The organism is Ruegeria sp. C8, from assembly GCF_056537565.1.
On record NZ_JBQFRV010000004.1, the window covers coordinates 180,485 to 201,569 of the forward strand.

Annotated in this window: 21 protein-coding genes; 8 read left to right on the forward strand and 13 right to left on the reverse strand. The window is 60.5% G+C overall.

Annotated features, from left to right (window positions below; genetic code table 11):
- Positions 1 to 32: 32 nt before the first annotated feature.
- A complete protein-coding gene (locus tag ACR0KL_RS07800) occupies positions 33 to 2,228 on the reverse strand; it encodes a primosomal protein N' (protein ID WP_480776844.1) in 2,196 nt (731 codons plus the stop codon).
- A gap of 88 nt (positions 2,229 to 2,316) precedes the next feature.
- On the opposite strand from ACR0KL_RS07800, the gene fsa reads away from it, so the two are divergent.
- The 4 genes from fsa (at position 2,317) to ACR0KL_RS07820 (ending at position 5,596) form a co-directional block, all read left to right on the forward strand.
- Positions 2,317 to 2,970, forward strand: coding sequence for a fructose-6-phosphate aldolase (gene fsa / locus ACR0KL_RS07805; protein WP_170677017.1), 654 nt, complete (start codon positions 2,317 to 2,319; stop codon positions 2,968 to 2,970).
- Positions 2,971 to 3,169: 199 nt separating this feature from the next.
- Positions 3,170 to 3,877, forward strand: a complete 708-nt coding sequence (locus ACR0KL_RS07810; RefSeq protein WP_170677015.1) for a DUF484 family protein — start codon at positions 3,170 to 3,172, stop codon at positions 3,875 to 3,877.
- Positions 3,874 to 4,794, forward strand: coding sequence for a tyrosine recombinase XerC (locus ACR0KL_RS07815; RefSeq protein WP_170677013.1), 921 nt, complete (start codon positions 3,874 to 3,876; stop codon positions 4,792 to 4,794). Before ACR0KL_RS07810 ends, ACR0KL_RS07815 begins: the two co-directional genes overlap by 4 nt.
- 88 nt (positions 4,795 to 4,882) lie before the next feature.
- Positions 4,883 to 5,596, forward strand: a complete 714-nt coding sequence (locus tag ACR0KL_RS07820; RefSeq protein WP_170639292.1) for a CDP-alcohol phosphatidyltransferase family protein — start codon at positions 4,883 to 4,885, stop codon at positions 5,594 to 5,596.
- On the opposite strand, the gene ACR0KL_RS07825 is transcribed toward ACR0KL_RS07820, so the two are convergent.
- From ACR0KL_RS07825 to ACR0KL_RS07855, 7 genes are all read right to left on the reverse strand, one after another.
- Positions 5,581 to 6,048 (reverse strand): hypothetical protein, encoded by a 468-nt coding sequence (locus ACR0KL_RS07825; protein ID WP_170377775.1) that lies wholly within the window; start codon positions 6,046 to 6,048, stop codon positions 5,581 to 5,583. The genes ACR0KL_RS07820 and ACR0KL_RS07825 overlap by 16 nt on opposite strands.
- Positions 6,049 to 6,124: 76 nt before the next feature.
- Positions 6,125 to 6,580 carry a methylated-DNA--[protein]-cysteine S-methyltransferase gene (locus ACR0KL_RS07830; protein WP_170677011.1) on the reverse strand — a complete coding sequence of 152 codons (456 nt, stop codon included), beginning with the start codon at positions 6,578 to 6,580 and terminating at the stop codon, positions 6,125 to 6,127.
- 125 nt (positions 6,581 to 6,705) lie between these two features.
- Positions 6,706 to 9,630: an isoleucine--tRNA ligase gene (ileS, locus tag ACR0KL_RS07835; protein WP_480776845.1), complete on the reverse strand. Its 2,925-nt coding sequence runs from the start codon at positions 9,628 to 9,630 to the stop codon at positions 6,706 to 6,708.
- Between the two features lie 216 nt (positions 9,631 to 9,846).
- Positions 9,847 to 10,557 carry a VIT1/CCC1 transporter family protein gene (locus tag ACR0KL_RS07840; protein ID WP_170677006.1) on the reverse strand — a complete coding sequence of 237 codons (711 nt, stop codon included), beginning with the start codon at positions 10,555 to 10,557 and terminating at the stop codon, positions 9,847 to 9,849.
- A 59-nt stretch (positions 10,558 to 10,616) separates the two neighbouring features.
- Complete coding sequence (locus tag ACR0KL_RS07845) at positions 10,617 to 11,606, reverse strand: YcjF family protein (protein ID WP_170677004.1); 990 nt, start codon at positions 11,604 to 11,606, stop codon at positions 10,617 to 10,619.
- Positions 11,599 to 12,054: a GNAT family N-acetyltransferase gene (locus ACR0KL_RS07850; protein ID WP_170677002.1), complete on the reverse strand. Its 456-nt coding sequence runs from the start codon at positions 12,052 to 12,054 to the stop codon at positions 11,599 to 11,601. Before ACR0KL_RS07850 ends, ACR0KL_RS07845 begins: the two co-directional genes overlap by 8 nt.
- Entirely contained in the window at positions 12,051 to 13,466 is a 1,416-nt protein-coding gene (locus ACR0KL_RS07855) for a YcjX family GTP-binding protein (protein ID WP_170677000.1), read from the reverse strand. Before ACR0KL_RS07855 ends, ACR0KL_RS07850 begins: the two co-directional genes overlap by 4 nt.
- 107 nt (positions 13,467 to 13,573) lie before the next feature.
- Here ACR0KL_RS07855 and truA point away from each other — a divergent pair, with 107 nt between their 5' ends.
- Positions 13,574 to 14,338: a tRNA pseudouridine(38-40) synthase TruA gene (gene truA, locus ACR0KL_RS07860; protein WP_170676998.1), complete on the forward strand. Its 765-nt coding sequence runs from the start codon at positions 13,574 to 13,576 to the stop codon at positions 14,336 to 14,338.
- 6 nt (positions 14,339 to 14,344) lie between these two features.
- Here truA and ACR0KL_RS07865 read toward each other — a convergent pair whose 3' ends face one another.
- The 4 genes from ACR0KL_RS07865 to ACR0KL_RS07880 all read right to left on the reverse strand — a co-directional run bounded on the left by ACR0KL_RS07865 (position 14,345) and on the right by ACR0KL_RS07880 (position 18,057).
- Complete coding sequence (locus tag ACR0KL_RS07865; RefSeq protein WP_170676996.1) at positions 14,345 to 15,304, reverse strand: HoxN/HupN/NixA family nickel/cobalt transporter; 960 nt, start codon at positions 15,302 to 15,304, stop codon at positions 14,345 to 14,347.
- Positions 15,289 to 15,936, reverse strand: a complete 648-nt coding sequence (locus tag ACR0KL_RS07870) for a DUF1007 family protein (protein ID WP_170677298.1) — start codon at positions 15,934 to 15,936, stop codon at positions 15,289 to 15,291. Before ACR0KL_RS07870 ends, ACR0KL_RS07865 begins: the two co-directional genes overlap by 16 nt.
- A 73-nt stretch (positions 15,937 to 16,009) precedes the next feature.
- Positions 16,010 to 16,813, reverse strand: coding sequence for a thioesterase family protein (locus ACR0KL_RS07875; protein ID WP_170676994.1), 804 nt, complete (start codon positions 16,811 to 16,813; stop codon positions 16,010 to 16,012).
- An 8-nt stretch (positions 16,814 to 16,821) separates the two neighbouring features.
- A complete protein-coding gene (locus tag ACR0KL_RS07880) occupies positions 16,822 to 18,057 on the reverse strand; it encodes an acyl-CoA dehydrogenase family protein (protein ID WP_170676992.1) in 1,236 nt (411 codons plus the stop codon).
- A gap of 126 nt (positions 18,058 to 18,183) precedes the next feature.
- Here ACR0KL_RS07880 and ACR0KL_RS07885 point away from each other — a divergent pair, with 126 nt between their 5' ends.
- Entirely contained in the window at positions 18,184 to 19,119 is a 936-nt protein-coding gene (locus ACR0KL_RS07885) for a 2-hydroxyacid dehydrogenase (RefSeq protein ID WP_170676990.1), read from the forward strand.
- A 6-nt stretch (positions 19,120 to 19,125) separates the two neighbouring features.
- Here the strand turns inward: ACR0KL_RS07885 and ACR0KL_RS07890 are convergent, their stop codons facing one another.
- Entirely contained in the window at positions 19,126 to 19,476 is a 351-nt protein-coding gene (locus ACR0KL_RS07890; protein WP_170676988.1) for a hypothetical protein, read from the reverse strand.
- Positions 19,477 to 19,686: 210 nt separating this feature from the next.
- On the opposite strand from ACR0KL_RS07890, the gene ACR0KL_RS07895 reads away from it, so the two are divergent.
- On the forward strand, positions 19,687 to 20,010 hold the full coding sequence (locus tag ACR0KL_RS07895; RefSeq protein WP_170472050.1) for a hypothetical protein: 324 nt from the start codon (positions 19,687 to 19,689) through the stop codon (positions 20,008 to 20,010).
- A gap of 54 nt (positions 20,011 to 20,064) precedes the next feature.
- Entirely contained in the window at positions 20,065 to 21,051 is a 987-nt protein-coding gene (locus ACR0KL_RS07900; RefSeq protein WP_480776846.1) for a type I glyceraldehyde-3-phosphate dehydrogenase, read from the forward strand.
- Positions 21,052 to 21,085: the final 34 nt, after the last annotated feature.

Here is a 21,085-nt window from a genome sequence, read left to right on the forward strand (position 1 = left end):
CGGCGCACATCCGCTCTGCGCCTATGCAGAGGTTAGTAGAAGTTCTGCGGGTCGATATCGACGGTCAGGCGGATATCCCCTTTCAGGCGCAGAGGCGCGATCCAGCGGGCGATGGCGTCCTGAATGGGCGCACCCTTGGGGGCCTTGACCAAAAGGCGTACTCGATGCCTGCCCCGGATGCGGGCAATCGGCGCAGGGGCCGGACCAAAGACCTGAGCGCCAATCTCGCGCAACGGCGCATCATTACGCGCCATCGCGTTGCCGATATCAAAGACCGGAGCGACCTCGGGGCCAGACAGCACGATCCCCGCCATGCGCCCGTAGGGCGGCACACCAGCGGCTTGGCGACCGGCTGCTTCGGCTTTCCAGAAGCCTTCCTCATCACCCGACAGAATGGCGCGGATGACCGGATGCTCGGGCTGAAACGTTTGCAACAGCGCCTGCCCCGGCTTGTCTGCGCGCCCCGCACGTCCGGCCACCTGCCGCATCAATTGAAACGTCCGCTCTGCCGCGCGCAAATCCGCTCCATGCAGGCTGAGATCGGCATCAATCACCCCCACCAGCGTCAGTTTGGGAAAATTATGCCCCTTGGCCACCAGTTGCGTGCCGATGACGATATCTGCATCCCCTTCGGCGATCTCTTCAATCTTGGCCTTCAGCGCACGGGCCGAGCCGAACAGGTCGGAGCTGAGCATCGCGATCTTGGCCTCGGGGAAGGTCGCCTCGGCCTCTTCCGCCAGCCGTTCGATCCCCGGCCCGACCGGGGCCAGTTTCCCTTCGACCCCGCAAGAGGGGCATGCCTCGGGCATCGGCTTGGTCTCGCCGCATTGATGGCACATCAGGCGCTTGAGGAACCGGTGCTCCACCATCCGCGCGTCGCAGTGATCGCAGGCGATCTGCTCCCCACAGGCTCGGCACAAAGTAACCGGTGCATAGCCCCGGCGGTTGATGAACAGTAGTGATTGTTCACCCTTTTCGATCCGTTGCTGCACCGCCTGCCGCAAGGACGGGGAAATCCACGTCCCTGGCTGCATCTGCTCGGCGCGCATGTCGATCGGTTTCATCTCGGGCAGCACCGCCGCCCCGAAGCGTGAGGTCAGATCCAGCCGCTCATACTTGCCCGCCTCGGCATTGGCCCAGCTTTCCAACGAGGGCGTCGCGCTAGCCAGAATCACTCGCCCGCCGCAAATGGCCGAGCGCAGAACCGCCATGTCTCGCGCGCTATAGTGCACGCCGTCTTCCTGTTTATATGAGGTGTCGTGTTCCTCATCGACCACAACCAAGCCCAAATCACGGAATGGCAGGAACAGGGCCGAGCGCGCGCCCACCACCAGTTGCGCATCACCCTGCCCGACCATCCGCCAAACCCGGCGACGCTCGGTCATCGTAGCCCCTGAGTGCCACTCGGCTGGGCGGGCACCAAACCGGGCCTCGACGCGGGTCAGGAATTCGGCCGTCAGCGCAATCTCGGGCAGCAGAACCAGCGCTTGGCGTCCCATGCGCAGCGCTTCGGCGACGGCCTCCAGGTAGACCTCGGTCTTGCCCGAACCGGTCACACCTTTCAGCAGCGTTGTGCCGTAGGTGCCGGTCCGCTGGCCAGCCTGCAGTCGCGCCACGGCTGCCGCCTGATCCTCGGTCAGGTATTTGCCGGGCAACTCGGGATCGAGATGAGGATAGGGTAGATCGCGTGGACTGTCCTCTTCCCGAACAGCGGCCAGTTTGACCAACCCTTTGACGACAGAGGTGGTTACCCCGGCCTGCTCGGCCAATTCCTTTAAGGTGAAGGCCAGCCCGCCATATTCTTTCAACACCTCGAGCACCCGGGTGCGGGCATCGGTCATCCGATCCGGTTCAGACGTACCCAACCGGTAGACTTTGCGCATCGAGGGCGGATCCCCCAAGCCCGGCGCGCGGGTCGCAAGACGAAGCATCGCAGGCATCGGTGTCAGCGTGTAGTCCGCCACCTTTCCCAGAAACACCCGCATCTCTTCGCGCATGGGCGCAACTTCAAGCACCCGGATCACGGACCGTGCTTTGGTCAAATCGAACCCGCCCTGCCCCGGCCCCCAGACCACGCCCAGCACCTTGCGCGGCCCCAATGGCACCTCGACAAACGCACCCAGAAAGCACCCGCCCTCGGGCGCTTTGTAGTCCAACGTCCGGTCCAGCGGCTGGGTTGTCAGCACTGCAACCAGCTCTCCTTCGTCGAAAAATCCGTTAGCGCTCACAGCATATCCTATGCAGGGGGTTCCAGCAGGGGTCTCTTTGAGGTAAAGCCATCCGCGACCAAGGCCAACCCATCAAAGGACTGCCCGCATGAAATTCTTCGTAGACACCGCCGAGATCGACGCCATTGCCGAACTGAACGACTTGGGCATGGTGGACGGCGTCACCACCAACCCTTCGCTGATCCTGAAATCAGGCCGCGACATTCTGGAAGTCACTAAAGAGATCTGTGATCTGGTCGACGGCCCCGTCTCCGCCGAAGTTGTCGCCACCGAGGCCGATGACATGATCGCCGAAGGCCGCAAGTTGGCCAAGATCGCGCCGAACATTGCGGTCAAAGTACCGCTGACATGGGCCGGCCTGAAAACCTGCAAAACCCTTAGCGACGAAGGCCAGATGGTCAATGTGACGCTGTGTTTCTCAACCAATCAGGCCCTTCTGGCCGCCAAGGCAGGCGCGACCTTCATCTCGCCCTTCATTGGCCGTTTGGACGACATCAACCTCGACGGCATGGATCTGATCGCCGATATCCGTCAGGTCTATGACAACTACGGGTTTGAGACCGAAATCCTCGCCGCCTCGATCCGTACCGTGAACCACGTGACCGACAGCGCGCGCATTGGTGCCGACGTGATCACCGCCCCTCCGGGCGTGATCAAGAAGCTGGCTGACCACCCGTTGACGGACAAAGGCCTAGAAACCTTCCTGGCCGACTGGGCCAAGACCGGTCAGAAAATCCTCTGATCCAATGCACGCCCGCGCGATGCCGTCAGGCGTCGCGCCCGGCCCAACTGTGCGGGGCTGATCTCTGATCGGCGCCAAACAGGCGGGAGCGCTTCGGACACAGCGCAAAATGAAATCCACTCATGCGTGCATTTTTTCCAAGGCAAGTCCGGTTGGGCGTGCTATAAACCGCCAAAACAAAAAAACGACCGGACGGGATATGAGCAGCAACCCAAAACTCGAGGACAACCTCCGAGCCGCAATTCTGGCCAAGCCTGATGCTTTGCTGGATGATAAAGATCTGATGCAGGCACTGGTAGACGCCAATGAACAGGCCCGAGGCGACAACGTCATCGACCTGCGCGGCATCGCCATGCAACGGCTCGAAGCCAGACTGGACCGTTTGGAAGACACGCACCGGTCCGTCATCGCCGCAGCCTACGAAAACCTGGCCGGGACCAACCAAGTCCACCGCGCCATTCTGCGTCTTCTAGAACCGGTTGAGTTCGAAAACTTCCTGCGCGTGCTTGGCGAGGATGTTGCCGAAATCCTGCGGGTCCAACGCATCACACTGGTTTTGGAAACCACCGCCCTTATGGACGATCCCGCCATCGACAAACTGGGCGGCACGCTGACCGTCGTCGAACCGGGTTTTGTCGACCAATACCTAACCTATGATCGCGGCGGTCCCGCGCGCGACGTAATCTTGCGCGAAATTCAGAAGCCCAACCAACGGGTATTTGGCACTCTTGCCGCTCAACTCAGGTCCGAAGCTTGCCTGAAGCTAGATCTCGGATCCGGTCGCCTGCCCGGTCTGATTGTCATGGGGGCCTCGGACCCGAGGCACTTCACGCCGCAACTTGGCACCGATCTGTTGTCGTTTTTTGCTGGCGTGTTCGAACGCTCAATGCGCCACTGGCTGTCGTGAGCCTGATCTCGCCAGCTTGCCGAGACGCCCTCCAACACTGGTTGGAGAGCCTGGGCGCACTGGCGGGACGGTCTCAGAACACCCAAACCGCATATCGCGGGGACGTCACCGATTTCCTCTCCTTCATGACCCTCTACCACGGAGACCGTCAGGGCATCGCCGCGCTCGAACGCATCACCGTCTCGGACATGCGCGCATGGATGGCCGATCAGCGCCAAAGCGGTGTGGGCGCGCGCTCTCTGGCGCGAAAACTGTCAGCCGTCAAAAGCTTCTACCGCTGGCTGGCCGAGCGTGAAGGCTTCGAACCCACTGCCGTCCTTTCGACCCGCGCGCCAAAATTCACCAAAAAACTCCCGCGCCCTCTGGCCGAGGACGCAGCCCGCGCCATGATCGAAACGGTCGAGTTGCAATCCAGCAATGACTGGATCTCAGCCCGTGATGTGGCTGTTGTCACGCTGCTGTACGGCTGCGGATTGCGCATTTCCGAGGCGCTGTCTCTGACCGGTGCAGATGCCCCCCTGCCGGCAACCCTGCGCATTACAGGCAAAGGCGACAAAGAAAGGATCGTCCCTGTCCTTCCTGCCGCCCGCGAAGCGGTGGACCACTATCTCCAACTCTGCCCGCACCTGAAATCAGACAACCTTGCCCTGTTTCGCGGTGTCCGGGGTGGAGCGCTCAATCCCCGCGCGATCCAAGAGGTCATGTCTAAGGCCCGCATGCAGCTCGGCCTGCCCGCGACCGCAACGCCCCATGCCATGCGGCATAGTTTTGCCACGCATCTGCTCTCAGCGGGTGGGGATCTGCGCGCTATTCAAGAGCTTCTGGGCCACGCCTCGCTATCCACTACCCAGACCTATACGGCCGTCGACACCGCCCGCCTGATGGAGGTCTATAACCGCGCCCATCCAAAGGCCTGAGGTCCAAAAGCACGGCATCCTCAATGTCCTTGCAACCAAACTGTCTTTTTGCTTTGCATCTGCCCCTCACATCCTTCATGACACGGGCATGACACTTAGATTCAAAGCGCTTGCCGTTCATCTTTTCACCGCAACCGGAGCCGTTTTCGCAATGCTCGCCATGCTGGCGGCCGTGGATGAAGAATGGAGCCTGATGTATCTGTGGCTTGTGGTGTCCTTCATCGTCGACGGCATCGACGGCCCCTTGGCCCGCCATTATCACGTCAAGAAAAATGCGCCCGAGTTTGATGGTGTCCTGTTGGATCTCATCATCGACTACCTGACCTATGTGTTCATACCGGCCTATGCACTGTTCAAATCCGGCTTGATGGATGGCTGGACAGGATGGTTTGCGATCATCGTCATCACATTCGCCAGCGCCATGTACTTTGCCGACACGCGGATGAAGACCAAAGACAACTCGTTCTCCGGCTTTCCCGGATGCTGGAACATGTTTGTCATCGTGATCTTCGCGCTCGAGCCAAACTTCTGGGTCAGCCTCGTTTTGGTAACCCTTCTGGCCGTCGCCATGTTCCTGCCTCTGAAATTCGTCCACCCCGTTCGCACCGAGCGCTGGCGCAGCGTGACCCTGCCCATGGCACTGGCCTGGACCTTCTTTGCCGGTTGGGCAGCCTGGGTAGATTTCCACCCGGAAAGCTGGGCGCATTGGGGGCTGGTTGTGACCAGCCTGTATCTGGTCTTCGCAGGCATTGCGCAGCAGATCATTCCGCAACGCAAAAGCGCCGATTACAAAACGTCCTGAACCTCAAACTCGGTCCCGTTATGGGTGAAGACGTCGCCCGCCTGCAAGCCAATCATGGCCAGATAAATCGGGCTCTGGGTTGAGATACCCATATAGGTCTTGCCGTCCACATCGAAGCGAGTGGTCGAGACGCAGACAACAAAACGGCGATTGTTGAACTTGATGACCGCGCCGGGCTGAACCGTATCAGTGATACCGAAATTGGTGTTCTCGATCACGTCTATCTTGGCGTGATGCGCGTGTACCGGTGCGTCGAACGCCGCAGCAAGGTCCGCATTCTCGCGCGAGGCTGCGATATCATCCTTGTCATGCCCTTCTCGGTCATCCAGTTGGGCATCTTTCAAAAAGGCGTCGTAATGCGCCTGGGCCGTGGCCAGTTCCTGCGCCTCCAGCGACATCAGTCGGTCAATGATGGCTTTCTTTTCTGCGGCGCGTTCTGCTTGGTCGGTCATTCAGTGGGATCCTTCGAAATCTCCTTTTGAAACAAGGTGAGGCTCGAAACGTTGGAATGCAACAGGTTTTCACCGATCAGATCAACAGACCCGCCGCCTTTTCGTGCAGCAACAGGGCCACTTTGGTCTCAACCCCGCCGTCGCCCGAGAACCCGCCCAACCCATTGGCCGCAAGAACACGATGGCACGGAATGATGACAGGGATCGGGTTCGCCCCACATGCCTGCCCCACCGGCTGAGGCGGCTGACCCAGTTCCCTGGCGATATCCCCATAAGTGCGGGTTTCACCAAGCGGGATCGCGTACATCAAATCACAGACCTGACGCTGAAACTCAGACCCTGAAATATGATAAGGCAGATCGAACCGCTCAAGCCGCCCCTCATCATAGGCCGTCAACTGAGCCGCCGCTTCACGCAACAATGGCGTCTCAGACCCGTCGCTCACGCCATCCCAGACAAGACGCGTGATCGCCCCGTCCTGTTCCTCAACCCCAAGACACCCAAACCGGGTCTGTATCGCAATCATCGGCATGACCGAAGGCTGCCAGCCTTTACAGGCAAAGCGCAACCCATAACGCGCCGCGCCCGCCTCTTCTTCTGTTCAAAAATACCTCGGAGCGCGAGGCAGAGCCTCGCAAAAGACCCCGCCCACCACACTCACGAGCTGCTTTGGCTCAGCGCTTCATCACAACGCCCACAAACGCCCGCATGACCATGCCGTCCCACGTCGGGCAGAATCTTCCAGCAGCGTTGGCATTTGTCGCCTTCCGCCTTCTCAAAAACTACACCCACGCCCTCAATCTCGGGCACACGGAAGGCTTCGGCCGGGGCCGGATCCTCGGAGACTGTCAGGCCCGAGGTGATGCAAAGATCATCCACATCAAAAGTCGCCAGCAGCGCAACTGTGTCCTGATCTTCGACATGCACGATCGGAGCAGCCTCGAGGCTAGACCCAATCACTTTGTCCTGACGCTGAACCTCCAGCGCAGCGGTCACGGCGCGGCGAACACGGCGGACCTTGGCAACAGCCTCTTCCAACCCGGCATCACGCCAATCAGCCGGTGTTTCCGGGAAATCCACCAGATGAACCGAACTGTCGTCGCCGGGGAACCGCTCCAACCAGACCTCTTCCATGGTGAACACCAGAACCGGCGCCAGCCATGTGGTCAGGCGGTGGAACAGGATATCCAACACGGTGCGCGCCGCGCGGCGACGCAGGCTGTCACCGTCGCAATACAGCGCGTCCTTGCGAACGTCGAAGTAGAAGGACGACAAATCAACCGTGGCAAAGGTGAAGACCGCGCTGAACACGCCCTGAAAGTCGAACTCTGCATAGCCCTTGCGGACTTGGTTATCTAGATCGGCCAGGCGGCTGAGGACCCAACGCTCCAGACGCGGCATATCCTCGGGCGACACGCGGTCGGCCTCGTTGAAGTCGGCCAATGATCCCAGCATGAAACGCATGGTGTTACGCAGACGGCGATAGCTGTCGGCGGTGCCCTTCAGGATTTCCGGCCCAATCCGCTGGTCGGCGGTATAGTCGGTTTGAGCCACCCAGAGGCGCAGGATATCGGCGCCGTATTGCTTGACGACCTCTTCCGGCACGATGGTGTTGCCCAGCGATTTGGACATCTTGTTGCCCTTGGCATCCAGCGTGAAGCCATGGGTTACCACGTTGCGGTAGGGCGCACGGCCTTTGGTCCCGCAGGCCTGCAGCATCGACGAATGGAACCAACCTCGGTGCTGGTCGGTGCCTTCCATGTAGACGTCCGCAATGCCGTCATCGGTGCCATCCTCACGGTCACGCAGAACGAAAGCATGGGTTGAGCCCGAGTCGAACCAAACGTCCAGCACGTCGAACACCTGATCGTAGTCCTCAGGGTTGGCGATGCCGTCCAGCACCTGCTCTTTGAAGCCTTCAGTGTACCAGATATCCGCGCCGTCCTTCTCAAACGCCGCCTTGATGCGCGCGTTGAGGTCTTCGTTGCGCAGCAGGTAATCCGCGTCGGTGGGCAGAGCGCCTTTCTTGGTAAAGCAGGTCAGCGGCACACCCCAGGCGCGCTGGCGCGACAGAACCCAGTCCGGGCGCGCTTCGATCATGGAATACAGGCGGTTACGACCGGTCTGCGGCGTCCATTTCACCAGTTCATCAATCGATCGCAGGGCGCGTTCGCGGATGGTGTCGCCCATCTCACCCATGCCATCGTCCAGCTTGCGGTCAACGGATGCAAACCACTGTGGCGTGTTCCGATAGATGATCGGAGCCTTCGAGCGCCACGAATGCGGATAGCTGTGCTTGATCTTGCCACGCGCCAGTAGCCCTCCGACTTCGACCAGCTTGTCGATGACAGCTTTGTTCGCGTCACCCTCGCCACCCTTGCGGGACAGGATGTATTTGCCACCAAAGAACGGCAGATCGGCGCGGAACGAGCCGTCGTCCATCACATTGTAAGTAATGACCTGCTCAAGCATGCCCAGATCGCGATAGAGTTCGAATTCCTCCATCCCGTGCGACGGCGCACAGTGGACAAAGCCGGTGCCTTCGGTATCGGTCACGAACTCAGCGGCGCGGAAGTCGCGGATGTCATCCCATTCGCCATTGCCGCCTTCGGCCCCGGCCAGCGGGTGTGTCAGTTGCACACCTGCCAGCTCATCACCGGTCACATCGCGGACACGCGTCCACTGGTCGTCATTCAGACGCGCACGGCCCAGCACGTCGGCGGCCAGATTGTCAGCCAGCAGGAATTTGTCACCCGCAGCGGCCCAGCATTCCTCGGGCGCGCCGATGACTTCGTAGAGGCCGTATGAGATGTCCTTGCCATAGACGACCGCCTTGTTAGACGGCATGGTCCAAGGGGTCGTGGTCCAGATTACAACAAATGCGTTATCCAAATCGCCCGCATTCACGACCTTGAACTTCACCCAGATGGTGAAGCTTTCCTTGTCGTGATACTCGACCTCGGCCTCGGCCAGCGCGGTCTTCTCGATGGGCGACCACATAACGGGTTTTGAGCCCTGATAGAGCGTACCGTTCATCAAGAACTTCATGAACTCATCCGCAATCACGGCCTCGGCATGGTAGTCCATGGTGATGTAGGGATCGGGCCAGTTGCCGGTGATGCCCAGGCGCTTGAACTCTTCGCGCTGGATGTCGATCCAGCCTTCGGCGAACTTGCGGCACTCCTGACGGAAGTCGACGATGTTCACCTCGTCCTTGTTCTTGCCCTTCTTGCGGTACTGTTCCTCGATCTTCCACTCGATGGGCAGACCGTGACAATCCCAACCGGGCACATAGCGCGCGTCGAAGCCCATCATCTGATGGGACCGCACGATCATATCCTTAATGGTCTTGTTCAGCGCGTGGCCGATATGCAGGTGGCCGTTCGCGTAGGGTGGGCCATCGTGCAGGGTAAAGGGCGTGCGGCCCTCTTTCTCGCGCAGGCGGTCATATACGCCAATCTTTTCCCAACGCTCCAGCCATGCAGGTTCGCGCTTGGGCAATCCGGCGCGCATAGGGAATTCGGTCTTGGGCAGGTTCAGCGTGTCTTTGTAGTCAGGTGTCTGGATCGTGTCGGCGCACATTGGGGGCGTCCTTTGGATGATCTGGTCGTACTAGGATCGAAGCGGTCGGTGCGAAGTCTCAAACACCTTTGCCCGGCGTCTCAGAGGGTCAGAGCGCCGGGGATATAATTCGAATAATGATGGCCATCCGGTTATACATGGGGGCGCTTATAAGCCGCCCATGCCCGATGGTCCAGAGGCTCCGCCCCATGCGACGAATAGCGCTACATCATTGGGCTAAGGGTGAAACAACGACCCCACGAAATAGGCAATCATGGCCGCCGCACCGCCGATGGCAAACGTCTCCAGACCCGAGCGCCACCACGGAGTCAGCGACCACCGGCTTTTCAGCGCTCCGATGGCAAAAAACACCCCCATCGTCATACAGACAGAGAGAGTGAAAGCGTTGTCCAGAGCCAGCAGAAACGGCAGCAGAGGAACCATCCCGGCTACCAGAAAGGCTAGAAACGTGGCCATCGCTGCCTTCACCGGATGCGGATCGACGCTGCCAAGCCCGTATTCGCCCTCGATCATCAGGTTGATCCAGTTTTCGCGGTCCGCGGTGATAGCCTCTGTCGCATCTTCCAACACCTGCCCAGACAAACCTTTCTGCGCAAGGATCTCGCGCACCTCATCGCGTTCGCCATCTGGGTAGAGCGCGATGTGACGCTGTTCGATTGCTCGAATGCGCTTGATATTGTCCAGTTCGGCCTTGGTGCCTGAATAGTTGCCAACGGCCATCGAAAACCCGTCAGCCAGTACATTTGCCAAGCCCAGAGCGACAATTACGAATGACGACAACCCGGCACCGGCAACACCAGCAACGATCGCAAATGTGGTGACCGACCCGTCTATGCCCCCATACACGATGTCACGCAAAACGCCCCGCCCGGGCGGGTCGCTAATTCTCTGTTCGATTTCCTGCTGGCTGTGACCGTGATCTGTCATGGCTCGCTTTCTGTCACATTCACTGTGACGAATGGCGTGCCATACCGCTTTGCGTCAGATCAAGTCTTACTGAACAGCCCCTGCAACGCCCTTTTGATCATTGTGCGGACCGACGGCTTGTGACGATCTGAGAAAGGCAAGGGTCGACACACTTCCATCGCGGCCACTCCGACGCGGGCGCTGAGGGCACCGTTCACCAAACCTTCACCAAAGCGGCGCGACAATTTGCTGAGGACCGATCCACCCAGAACAGGCTCCAGCAGATCGTCACCGACGGCCACCGCACCGGTCGCCACCAGATGCACGAAAACGGCGCGCGTCAGGCGCCAGCTGCCCAGAAACCCGGCCCGCCCGCCATAGATCTCGGCCACCCGTCGGATCATTCGCAGTGACGCCGCAAGGGCCGTGACCACATCCGCCAAGGCCAAAGGTACCAAGGCCGTGACCGTGGCGACCTGGCGGGCAGCTGCCTCAACTTCGCGACTGGCGGCGGCGTCCAAGGGGGCCAGCAGCTCATCCTCGGCCAAAGCCAAAAGACCAGCGGCGTCGAATTGTTCTGACATTCGCTCGGACAGCCGATCACGGCCCCATTTGGTCTCATCCCGGCCCTTGTAGAATGCAATCAAGTGGGTTGTGACCGCCCGCGCCTTGGTCAGATCAGCATCCGCCAAGGCCTCATCCGCTGCGCGGCGCAATCCGTCAACGCGGGACAGGCGGCCAATTGCAGCCAGTTCCCGGACGGCGATGATCAGCGCAACAAGGACCAAAGCTGCGATCAAACCGGTGACAACCCAGCCCAGAATGGGCGCGCGTGCGATCAGCGAGGTCGCGAAATCCCATGCGGCGACCGAAATCGCAGCCCCGACTACCGCCAGCGCCAACCCCCAGAACCAACGCGCCAAGGCTGAGGGTTTGCGGGCGGCAAATCGCGCCGCGCTTTGCATAGCCTGCCCTTGAGGTACCGCCAGATCGGGCACCGGAGGGGCCTTGGCCACGTCGGCGGCGGGCTCATCTGTTTCGAGGTCGATCAGGACCGGGCCTTTAGCCATTCTCTGCCCCTTCACTACGCCAGACATATTTGATGTCAGGCAGGTTTTCATCGTTGTCCGCCCCGTCGCTTCGGGCGACCTCGGCAAAGCCGTTGCGTTCATAGAACCTGCAAGCGCCGGTGTTGGCCTGAAATGCAAACAGCGTCAGCCGCGAGTGCTGCGCCTTCGCATGATCGAGCAACCGCTTGCCGATCCCCTGCCCGCGCGCAGCAGGCGTCAAGTACAGGGAATGCACATCCGTTCCGTTCAGGGCCAAAAATCCAACCACTGTGTCCGAGACCTCAGCGACTGTAACCCAGCTTTGATCAATCATACGGCCGCAAAATGCGATGGTCTCAGCGCAACTGTGGAGGTCGGGAATCCAGTCATTCTCACGCGAAAACCCGTGCAAGATTTCCCCGGTTGCACCGGCATCGGTGCTGCGGGCGGGGCGGAGGGTAACCGTCACAGCCGGTCTCCGATCAGGAACTGCGCGGCGCGGTCCAACCGGATATGCGGCGGGCCGTCGCCCGGGCGTAGCGTCAACTGGGCCGGGGCGAAAGCCATGAAACCATAATCATCGCCAAGCCACGCCTCGGCCCCGTTCCGGGCCGGGCCGAGCAGATGGGATGGATCATTCGGCAGCTCTCCGGGGTAGAAGGCAGCTTGTTTGCCACTGTTCAATAGTGTTCCCCGAACGCAGGGCAATTCCGTTCCGTTGTGGTTGCGCATTTCTTCGGTCGTGGCGCGCAGCGAGGCCAGCGACAGGGCTGCCGTTTCAGCACCAGCGAAGCTCGCCCGATCCCGTGCTTCACGGGTCAGGGCCTCCATGATCGCGGTCAGGCGCGGGTGTTGCGTGTGGTGCAGATGGTCGGCTTTGGTGGCTGCAAACAGAATGCGTTCAACCCGTTTGCCCAGCAACAACTGGCTGAGCCACGCGTTGCGCCCCGGACGGAAGGCCGAGAGGATATCGCCCATGGCGCGGCGCATATCCTCGACCGCTTGCGGGCCTTTGTGGATTGCGCCCAACGCATCGACCAGCACAACCTGACGGTCGATGCGTGAGAAATGATCGCGGAAGAAGGGCTTCACCACTTGAGATTTATAAGCCTCATAGCGCCGCTCCATCTCGCGCTGCAGGGTGCGACGGCGCGAGGGTTCGGACACAGGCAAAGGCGCAAAAGTCAGAACCGGAGAGCCTGCCAGATCGCCCGGCAACAAAAAACGACCCGGCGTGCAGTCGTAGAAACCAGCGTCCCGCGCGGTGTTCAGATAGGTCGTGAACGCAGCGGCCAGAGCCTGCGCGGTCGGCTCGTCATGCGTTGCCGTCAGATCGGTGCCACGAGCCTGCGCCAGAAACTCGGCCGCCTCGGGACGGTTTACGATGCGCGACAGCGTCTCCTGCGACCAGTCCGCGTAGGATTTGTCCAGCAGCGCGAGGTCCAGAAGCCACTCGCCGGGATAGTCCACGATGTCCAGATGAACGGTGCGCGGTCCCTGAAGCCCTGCCAGCAATCCGGCCGGTCGCGCCTTGAACGACAGGCGCAGCTCGGACACGGCGCGTGTGCTTTCGGGCCAGTGCGGTTGTGGGCCTGTGAGGTCGGAGAGGTGAGATTCGTAGTCGAACCGCGGGACCGTGTCGTCTGGCTGCGGTTGCAAGTAGGCCGCGTTGATGCGCCCCTCTTGCTGCGCAACCAGGCCGCTCATGCGGCCCCGGTCCAGCAGGTTTGCCACCAGCGACGTGATGAAAACCGTCTTGCCTGAGCGCGCCAGACCGGTGACGCCCAGACGGATGACAGGCTCGAAAAACGTCTCGGACACGCTGTCGCCGATGGATTCGACGCCGCGCACAAGACTGTCTGCCAGGGATGAGATGACCAAATTGTCGCCCCGCAATAATCGTTTCGCCCAAGATAGGTAGCCGCTGCCGGACATGCCAGCGCTTTCGCCCCCTTGCCCGTTTGCGCGTCGCGCGCTACCAGCGGCCCATGCCCAGATATGCTTTGAAAGTCGAATACCAAGGGGAGCCGTTTGCCGGATGGCAACGCCAGAAAGAGCTGCCCTCGGTGCAAGGGGCCATTGAGCACGCCCTATCCCGCATCCAGCCGGGCGATCACACCATTGCTGCCGCAGGGCGCACCGATGCGGGTGTGCATGCGCTGGGGCAAGTGGCGCATTGCGATCTGGTCAAGGAGTGGGATCCGTTCCGCCTGTCCGAGGCGTTGAACTATCACCTCAAGCCGCAGCCGGTGGCGATTGTACAGGCTGCTCGGGTCGATGATGACTGGCACGCGCGTTTTACGGCGGCTGAACGTCAATACCTGTTCCGCATTCTAATACGCCGCGCGCCTGCGACCCATGACAAAGGGCAGGTTTGGCAGATCAACCATCAGTTGGATGTCGAGGCTATGCAGGCGGGCGCGAATATGTTGATCGGGCGGCATGATTTCACCACTTTCCGATCCTCAATCTGTCAGGCGGCTAGTCCGGTGAAAACTCTGGATGAGTTGCGGGTGGAGCAGGTGCAGGGCTTCTCTGGCCCCGAGGTGCATTTTCACGTGCGCGCTCGGTCATTCCTGCACAATCAGGTGCGCAGCTTTGTGGGAACGCTTGAACGTGTTGGCGCGGGGACGTGGTCGCCCGAGGATGTGCGCGACGCGCTAGAGGCCGAAGATCGCGCCGCCTGCGGGCCGGTTTGCCCGCCGCAAGGGCTGTATCTGGCGCGGGTTGGCTATCCTGATCCGGTTTTCTAGATCGCTTTAAATCGCGCGCAACAACAGACCGCTTGCAATCACGACAATCACAAGCCCTGCCACCAGTTCGATGGTCGGGGCCAGTATCGACGCAAATCGGGTGGCCGAGGCCGAGGCAAGCAACCCACCCCGCAGGCCAAAGGACGTCCAGCCGACCAGCGTTGTGACAGTCGCGGTGCCCAGCGCCATCGCGAAAGCTCCGGCAATTCCGACCATGGCGATTCCCATCTGCCAGGTCAGGATCAGCACGAACAATGCCCCAGTACAGGGGCGCGCAGCGATGCCCGCGATCAGCACGAGCGCCTCACGCAGTGACCCGACATTGGCGACCTCTTCCGCGCTAGGGCCATGGCGATGGCCGCAATCCGAGCAAACGTCATCATGGTGATGATGGTGGTGCTCGTGTTCCTCATGGTGGTGGTTGTGGTGATGCCCATGCTCGTGAGAATTCCCCTGCGCGGCATCGCTGCGGGACCGTCGCGCGAAGCTGCGCATCCCGCGAAAAACCAGCCACAAACCAATGGCCGCGATGGCAGCATAACTAATCGGCGCCATAACCTGCTCGGTCGTGCCCACAAGCGTCTCACGTGACAACTGGAAAATCAGCACCCCAGCATAGACCAGAACAACTGCTGTTACGGCCTGCCCGAGGCTCGACAGCACGCTGATCGCCGACAAGCGCCAGAAGGCGACCTGACGGCCCAGACCGTAGCCTCCGATCAGGACCTTGCCGTGCCCCGGACCAATGGCATGAAAGAACCCGTAGGCGAAACAAACTGTCAGCAGAGTTGCCACGGCCTGAGGTTGTTCGGCTCGGGCCGCCCGAAGGGCACGCGCGATCTGATTCTGAAATTCTCGCTGTTCGCCAGCCGCCCAGGCAGCAAGGCTGTCAAACCCGCCGCTGCCCCAGAACCACAAAAGCAGGCCACAGGCGATGGCAACGGGAACAATCAGGTATTTGGACATGAAATCAAAATCTCGGTCGCAAAGCTTTCGCCGACAAGCGGGATATCGTTTTCCTCAAGATCGTATTCTGCATCGAGGGTCAGCAGAAAGGCCTGCATCTGCGCCAATTGGCCGTCGATATCCGGATCAATCCGTTCGAGCAGACAAGTTGCCGGGCCGGACACGATGACAGGGCGGGTGACGTCGTAGGCGGTGTAATAGGTTTCATCGAAGGCCTTTGCCGAAATCGCTTCGGCCGGGACAGAACCGCCCTCGACGGCGCGCAGATGAGTGGTGACGATGCGACCATCCTCGGTCGTGGCATGCGGCTCCAAGGGGCCGGACAAGGCAACCGGGGCACCGGCAGCGGTCACAACCAGATCGCCGTTGTAGCCTTCCATCCATTGCGCATCAAAACCGGTCAGGAACTGCTGCTCACTTTCGGTCAGCGCGCCGTCGCCATCCTGATCCAACCTCATGTCCTCCAACTGTAGCAGGGAGAACAGCTCATCATAGGCCCAGGTCACGCGGACATGGGTTAGTTGTCCGGCTTCGTCCACGATGAACTCCAACCCCGTGTCAATAAAGACATGTGGGTGGGCCAAGGCCGGGATCGGTAGGCAGCAGGTCAAGAATGGGAACAACCATCGCATAAGGGCAAGATAGGCGTCGAAGTACGCATCGGCAATGCGATTTACGGTCTCGATGCAGAAACTGGCCGACCGATCACTTGGGCGGGAAAAGAACGATCGTTTGCAGGGCTGTCCCAACGGGTCCCTGCCTATCATGCAGCACCGACTGAGACATCCCGATCCCCGAGGGCTGCCAATGCGAAATGGATTGAGAGGCCAACCAGTCCGAGGTGGGCTCCCGGTGGATGTTGATGGTCAGATCGGTGTTCATGAACCCCATCTCAGCCGTTGGGGCATTCCATGAGATTCCATTGCCGCAATCCCCCAAGGCACAGAGCGATTGGATGGGGGATTGCACCTCGCCCTCCAACAGGTTCGGGGTCCGCATCCACACGGTTTTCGGCCCTACTCCGTGCCTGTCCCCCGCCCCGTATCTGATATCGCTAAAATGTGCGAAACCGGGCAGGTCATGGCGCACCTCTCCGATCGGGAAAGGGCCTTCGACCGCATCTTCGAACCGCAATGGCCGCGTTTCGACATTGGGCACATCGCCCAAGTCCCGGCGCACCACATGCATCGTGGTTGCGGTTGCGCACAGGGTGTCGTCCAGATCATGCACCGTCACTCGTGTGGTCCCGAGCGTTCTGGTATGGCGCGTGGTCTCAGCCGCCACGCGCAGCCCGGCAAGGGGCAAAGGGCGCAGCAGATCAACGGTCAAGCGAGTCAGCATCTTCTCGGGCCCGATCTCGGTTTCAGCCGCGCGTACGATCAGGCCGCTCACCGGCCCTGCGTGACAATGCTCCGCCGACCAGGGACCGCGCGCCGGATCATTGCCGACAAAAGCCCCGTCCTCTCGCTGATGAAAATAGGAGAGATCTTCGAAATCATAGGTAGCCATCCTGGGCGTCAGACCTTCTCCTGAGTGTATTTCCTAAGCTCCGCACGCGCGACCTGACGGCGATGAACCGCGTCCGGCCCATCGGCGAGGCGCAATGTGCGGACATGGGTCCAGGCATTGGCCAGCGGGGTATCCTGACTGATCCCCTGCGCCCCGAACATCTGCACCGCTTCGTCAATCACTTTCAGCGCGACTTGAGGCGCGATCACCTTGATCTGGCTGATCCATGGCGCCGCCGCCCGCGCGTCACCCTGATCCATGTACCACGCTGCTTTCAGGCACAGCAGGCGGGCCATTTCAATCTCCATCCGGCATTCGGCGATGATGTCGTAATTGGCCCCAAGCTGCGCCAGCTTCTTGCCGAACGCCTCACGCTGCAGCGACCGTTTGCACATCTGCTCAAGCGCGCTTTCGGCCTGCCCGATCGCGCGCATGCAGTGGTGAATGCGACCCGGTCCCAACCGACCTTGCGCGATTTCGAACCCGCGCCCTTCACCAAGCAGGATGTTTTCGGCGGGGATGCGGACGTTGGTGAACCGGATGTGCATATGCCCATGGGGTGCATCGTCGTGGCCATAGACTTCCATCGGCCGCAGGACCTCGATCCCTGGTGCATCAGCTGGCACCACAACCATGGACTGGCGCTGATGCTTCGCCTGATCCGCGCCCCCTGTTTTGACCATCACGATGTAAACCTTACAGCGTGGATCGCCCGCACCCGAGGACCACCATTTCTCACCATTGAGAACATAGTCATCCCCGTCTCGCACACAGGACATTGACACATTTGTCGCGTCAGAAGAGGCCACGTCCGGCTCGGTCATCAAATAGGCCGAGCGAATCTGGCCTTCGAGCAGAGGCTTCAGCCACTGCTCTTTCATCTTCTCGGTGCCGTAACGCTCGAACACCTCCATGTTTCCGGTGTCGGGGGCCGAGCAGTTGAATACCTCGGCCCCAAGGGGCGTCTTGCCCATCTCTTCGGCAAAATAAGCGTATTCGACCGTTGTGAGACCAAAACCTTTTTCGCTGTCGGTCAGCCAAAAGTTCCACAGCCCGTCCGCTTTGGCCTTGGCTTTCAACCCCTCAAGAATTTCCGCCTGACGGTCGGTGTACTGCCAACGGTCTCCCTTGCCGATTTCGACCTGATATTCCTCTTCCAGCGGCATGATCTCATCGCGAATCATATCTGCGACGCGCTGCAAAAGGGCGCGGTTTTCCTCGCGCAAGCCGAATGACATGTTCATGAACGCTCCTCCGTTGCCCATCGGTTCGGGCTTTACCTTCGCCTGAAGAATGGCTTAGCTGCCCGGACCCTGTCCAGTTCCGTGACGGAACGTCACCTCCATCTATTTCCAATACATGAGGCACCCATGGCACTTTTGATCGAAACCGGCCTGTCCAACTGGATCAGCGATGCGGATTTGGCCAAAGAGGTCCTGCACCAGTCGCCCGACGCTGATGTCCGCACCCCGGACACGATCGGAGATCCGACCGAAATCACCATGGTGGCGGTCAGCACGCTACAGGATGCGCATCTTGAGCGCCTGCCCAACCTCAAACTGGTGCAGAAACTGGGCGCTGGCGTGGAAACCATCGTAGGCAACCCAAAATTGTCCGATCATATCCGCGTCGCACGCCTGAGGCCGGACGCCCCGGCACAAGAAATCGCCGAGTGGTTTCTGGCCCATATCCTCCGCGCCCAGCGCCATTTGGGAGACTACGAAGCCGCCCAGCGCCAGTCTGAATGGTCGCCAAAAGCGCCGCGCATCACGTCAGACACAAAGGTCGGTGTACTGGGTCTTGGCACTATCGGTACGCGCACGGCCCTCATGCTGAACGGCCTTGGCTTTCAGGTCATGGGATGGAGCCGGTCACCCAAGCAAATTGACGGCGTGACCTGCCTACACGGTCAAGATGCCCTGCCCGAACTGCTTGGTCAGTGTGACTACGTCTGCGCCATTCTACCCTCGACCCCGCAAACCGTTGGACTGTTTGGTGCCGACATATTAGCGGCGATGAAGCCCGGCAGCTATCTGCTGAACGCAGGGCGCGGCGATCTGATTGACGAGACCGCATTGATCGTTGCATTGGACGCAGGCACACCCGGCCATGCCGTTCTGGATGTCACTTCTCAGGAGCCTTTACCGCAGGACAGTCCTCTTTGGCAGCATCCTTGCGTGACGATCACGCCCCATGTCTCGGGCTGGCATCTGGGGGATGCGCTTGCAGATGTGGCCAGGAATTTCGAACGGCTATCCTCGGGCCAGCCGCTGCTGCATGAGATCGACCGAGGCAGGGGCTATTGAAGCGAATCAGGGCGTCAGCAACCAGTTCCCACTGGCGTCCTTGCACCTGCGCGTTCGAATCTGCCGGTTCTGCTCATCTCCGCCCGGTTCAACGGAATGCTGTAACGAAACACAATTCCCCTGTACCGCAGCGATACGCACGGTGCCTTTCGAACCGGTCGCGTCATTGGTCCATGCTCGCTCTTGCCCAACGGCCGGAGCGCCGCTGGTCAACAACGCGGTCGAGGCCGCGCTGAGCACTTCGAAATCCTGCGGGCTGAGGCCCATTTCCGCAATAATCCGTGACAAAGGCTTGGCCTGAACCGCCCCAACCGTCAGAATTACAGCTGCCAAAACCAAAGAAATCCGGGCTTTCATCTGTGCCTCACATGACTGAAATCAATTTGTCCTCAAGGATATACCCCAGCGCGGGCCGGGCCAAGCCCCGAGCGGTTGCACCTTCAGAAAATCAAAATTGAGCGCCTGAAACGCGCAAAGGTTCTGCGAATTTGACCCGAAAGGGTTCACAGCAGCGACTAAATCTGGTGAAATCAGGGAAATTCTCATTTGAATGTAGGAGTTTGCATTATGACCCTGCGCCTGCCCCTTTTGGCCCTGGCCGCGGTTGCCACTTTGACCGTCGCGCCAAGCGCCCCTGCCATCGCCAAGGAAGAGACCAAGTCCGTCGTGGTTCTCAGCCGCACATGGGCGGTGACCCAAGTCGCCGAAGAGCCGGTGATCTACCGCGCCACGCGGGACAACAACAACCTCAACCCGTTTGGCCCACCACCGCGCCTGCGGACCCTGCAGGCCATTGCTGCAATTCAGCAGGCCACCGGCTGCAGGCCCATCGTGGCCAGCATGTATCAGAACATCTCGGGCCAGTTTTTCTCGCAGGTTAGCTGCAACTGAAATTGGTACAATACTTTCATTGAGGTCGCCTAAGACGCCTGCCATAGCTTGCGCATGAAACTCGCGATCAATGGATTCGGCCGTATTGGCCGCACGATCCTGCGGCAGGTTCTGGCCTTGCCGCAAGGATCGGATATTGAGTTGGTGCTGATCAACGACATCGCACCGCTGGCAACCTGTGCTTACCTGTTCAAATACGACAGCACCTTCGGCCCCTATGTCGGAGAGGTCTCTGAGGGAAACAGCGCACTGGTCGTGGATGGGCAGGCCATCCCCATGACCCACAGCTCGGATCTTGCAAATATCGACCTGTCTGGCGTGGATGTCCTGCTGGACTGCACCGGCATCGCGCGGACATCCGACGTGGCACGACGCGGATTGGCCGCCGGGGCGGGCAAAGTGCTGATCTCCGGCCCCTCTCCCGCCGCCGAGGTGACCGTGGTCCTTGGCGCCAATGAGGATCAATTGGGCGGCGCTCATGTCGTCTCGAACGCGTCCTGCACCACCAACGGGCTGGCGCCTCTGGTCCGGGTTCTGGATGACATCGGCGGGATCACCACGGGCCACATGACGACGATCCACTGCTATACTAACGGCCAACCGATGGTGGATGCCCCGCGCGGTGACCTTGCCCGCTCGCGCGCAGGTGCGCTGTCGATGGTCCCAACCACGTCAAGCGCGATTCACTTGATCGATGTCGTACTACCGCATTTGGCCGGGCGCATCTCAGGCGCGGCGGTACGGGTGCCAACGGCCAGTGTTTCGGCCATCGATCTAATCGTCACACTGGACCACAGCTTTGACGCAGAGACCTTCGACAAGGCCCTGCGCGATCGCATCAACGCGTCGCCGGTTCTGGGGTGGACCGATATGCCGCTGGTCTCCTCCGATCTGCGCGCCCGCCCCGAGTCGCTGGTCATCGCCGGGCCAGAGACCCGCATGGTCGGCGCGAACCAGGTCCGCGTCTTTGGCTGGTACGACAATGAATGGGGCTTCTCCGCGCGTATGCTGGACGTCGCCCGTTTGATGACCGCCGCCTGACCCGTCGCAACCGCAGCGCGCCCCGCGCGCTGCC

Bases quoted from the DNA above. Each gene is read 5' to 3' on its own strand.
- ACR0KL_RS07825 (WP_170377775.1), bottom strand. From the start codon at position 6,048: ATGACCGACCAAGCAGAACGCGCCGCAGAAAAGAAAGCCATCATTGAC.
- fsa (WP_170677017.1), top strand. From the start codon at position 2,317: ATGAAATTCTTCGTAGACACCGCCGAGATCGACGCCATTGCCGAACTG.
- ileS (WP_480776845.1), bottom strand. From the start codon at position 9,630: ATGTGCGCCGACACGATCCAGACACCTGACTACAAAGACACGCTGAAC.
- ACR0KL_RS07840 (WP_170677006.1), bottom strand. From the start codon at position 10,557: ATGACAGATCACGGTCACAGCCAGCAGGAAATCGAACAGAGAATTAGC.
- ACR0KL_RS07880 (WP_170676992.1), bottom strand. From the start codon at position 18,057: ATGAACATGTCATTCGGCTTGCGCGAGGAAAACCGCGCCCTTTTGCAG.
- ACR0KL_RS07810 (WP_170677015.1), top strand. From the start codon at position 3,170: ATGAGCAGCAACCCAAAACTCGAGGACAACCTCCGAGCCGCAATTCTG.
- ACR0KL_RS07865 (WP_170676996.1), bottom strand. From the start codon at position 15,304: ATGTCCAAATACCTGATTGTTCCCGTTGCCATCGCCTGTGGCCTGCTT.
- ACR0KL_RS07890 (WP_170676988.1), bottom strand. From the start codon at position 19,476: ATGAAAGCCCGGATTTCTTTGGTTTTGGCAGCTGTAATTCTGACGGTT.
- ACR0KL_RS07885 (WP_170676990.1), top strand. From the start codon at position 18,184: ATGGCACTTTTGATCGAAACCGGCCTGTCCAACTGGATCAGCGATGCG.
- ACR0KL_RS07845 (WP_170677004.1), bottom strand. From the start codon at position 11,606: ATGGCTAAAGGCCCGGTCCTGATCGACCTCGAAACAGATGAGCCCGCC.
- ACR0KL_RS07870 (WP_170677298.1), bottom strand. From the start codon at position 15,936: ATGCGATGGTTGTTCCCATTCTTGACCTGCTGCCTACCGATCCCGGCC.
- truA (WP_170676998.1), top strand. From the start codon at position 13,574: ATGCCCAGATATGCTTTGAAAGTCGAATACCAAGGGGAGCCGTTTGCC.
- ACR0KL_RS07830 (WP_170677011.1), bottom strand. From the start codon at position 6,580: ATGCCGATGATTGCGATACAGACCCGGTTTGGGTGTCTTGGGGTTGAG.
- ACR0KL_RS07820 (WP_170639292.1), top strand. From the start codon at position 4,883: ATGACACTTAGATTCAAAGCGCTTGCCGTTCATCTTTTCACCGCAACC.
- ACR0KL_RS07900 (WP_480776846.1), top strand. From the start codon at position 20,065: ATGAAACTCGCGATCAATGGATTCGGCCGTATTGGCCGCACGATCCTG.
- ACR0KL_RS07875 (WP_170676994.1), bottom strand. From the start codon at position 16,813: ATGGCTACCTATGATTTCGAAGATCTCTCCTATTTTCATCAGCGAGAG.
- ACR0KL_RS07895 (WP_170472050.1), top strand. From the start codon at position 19,687: ATGACCCTGCGCCTGCCCCTTTTGGCCCTGGCCGCGGTTGCCACTTTG.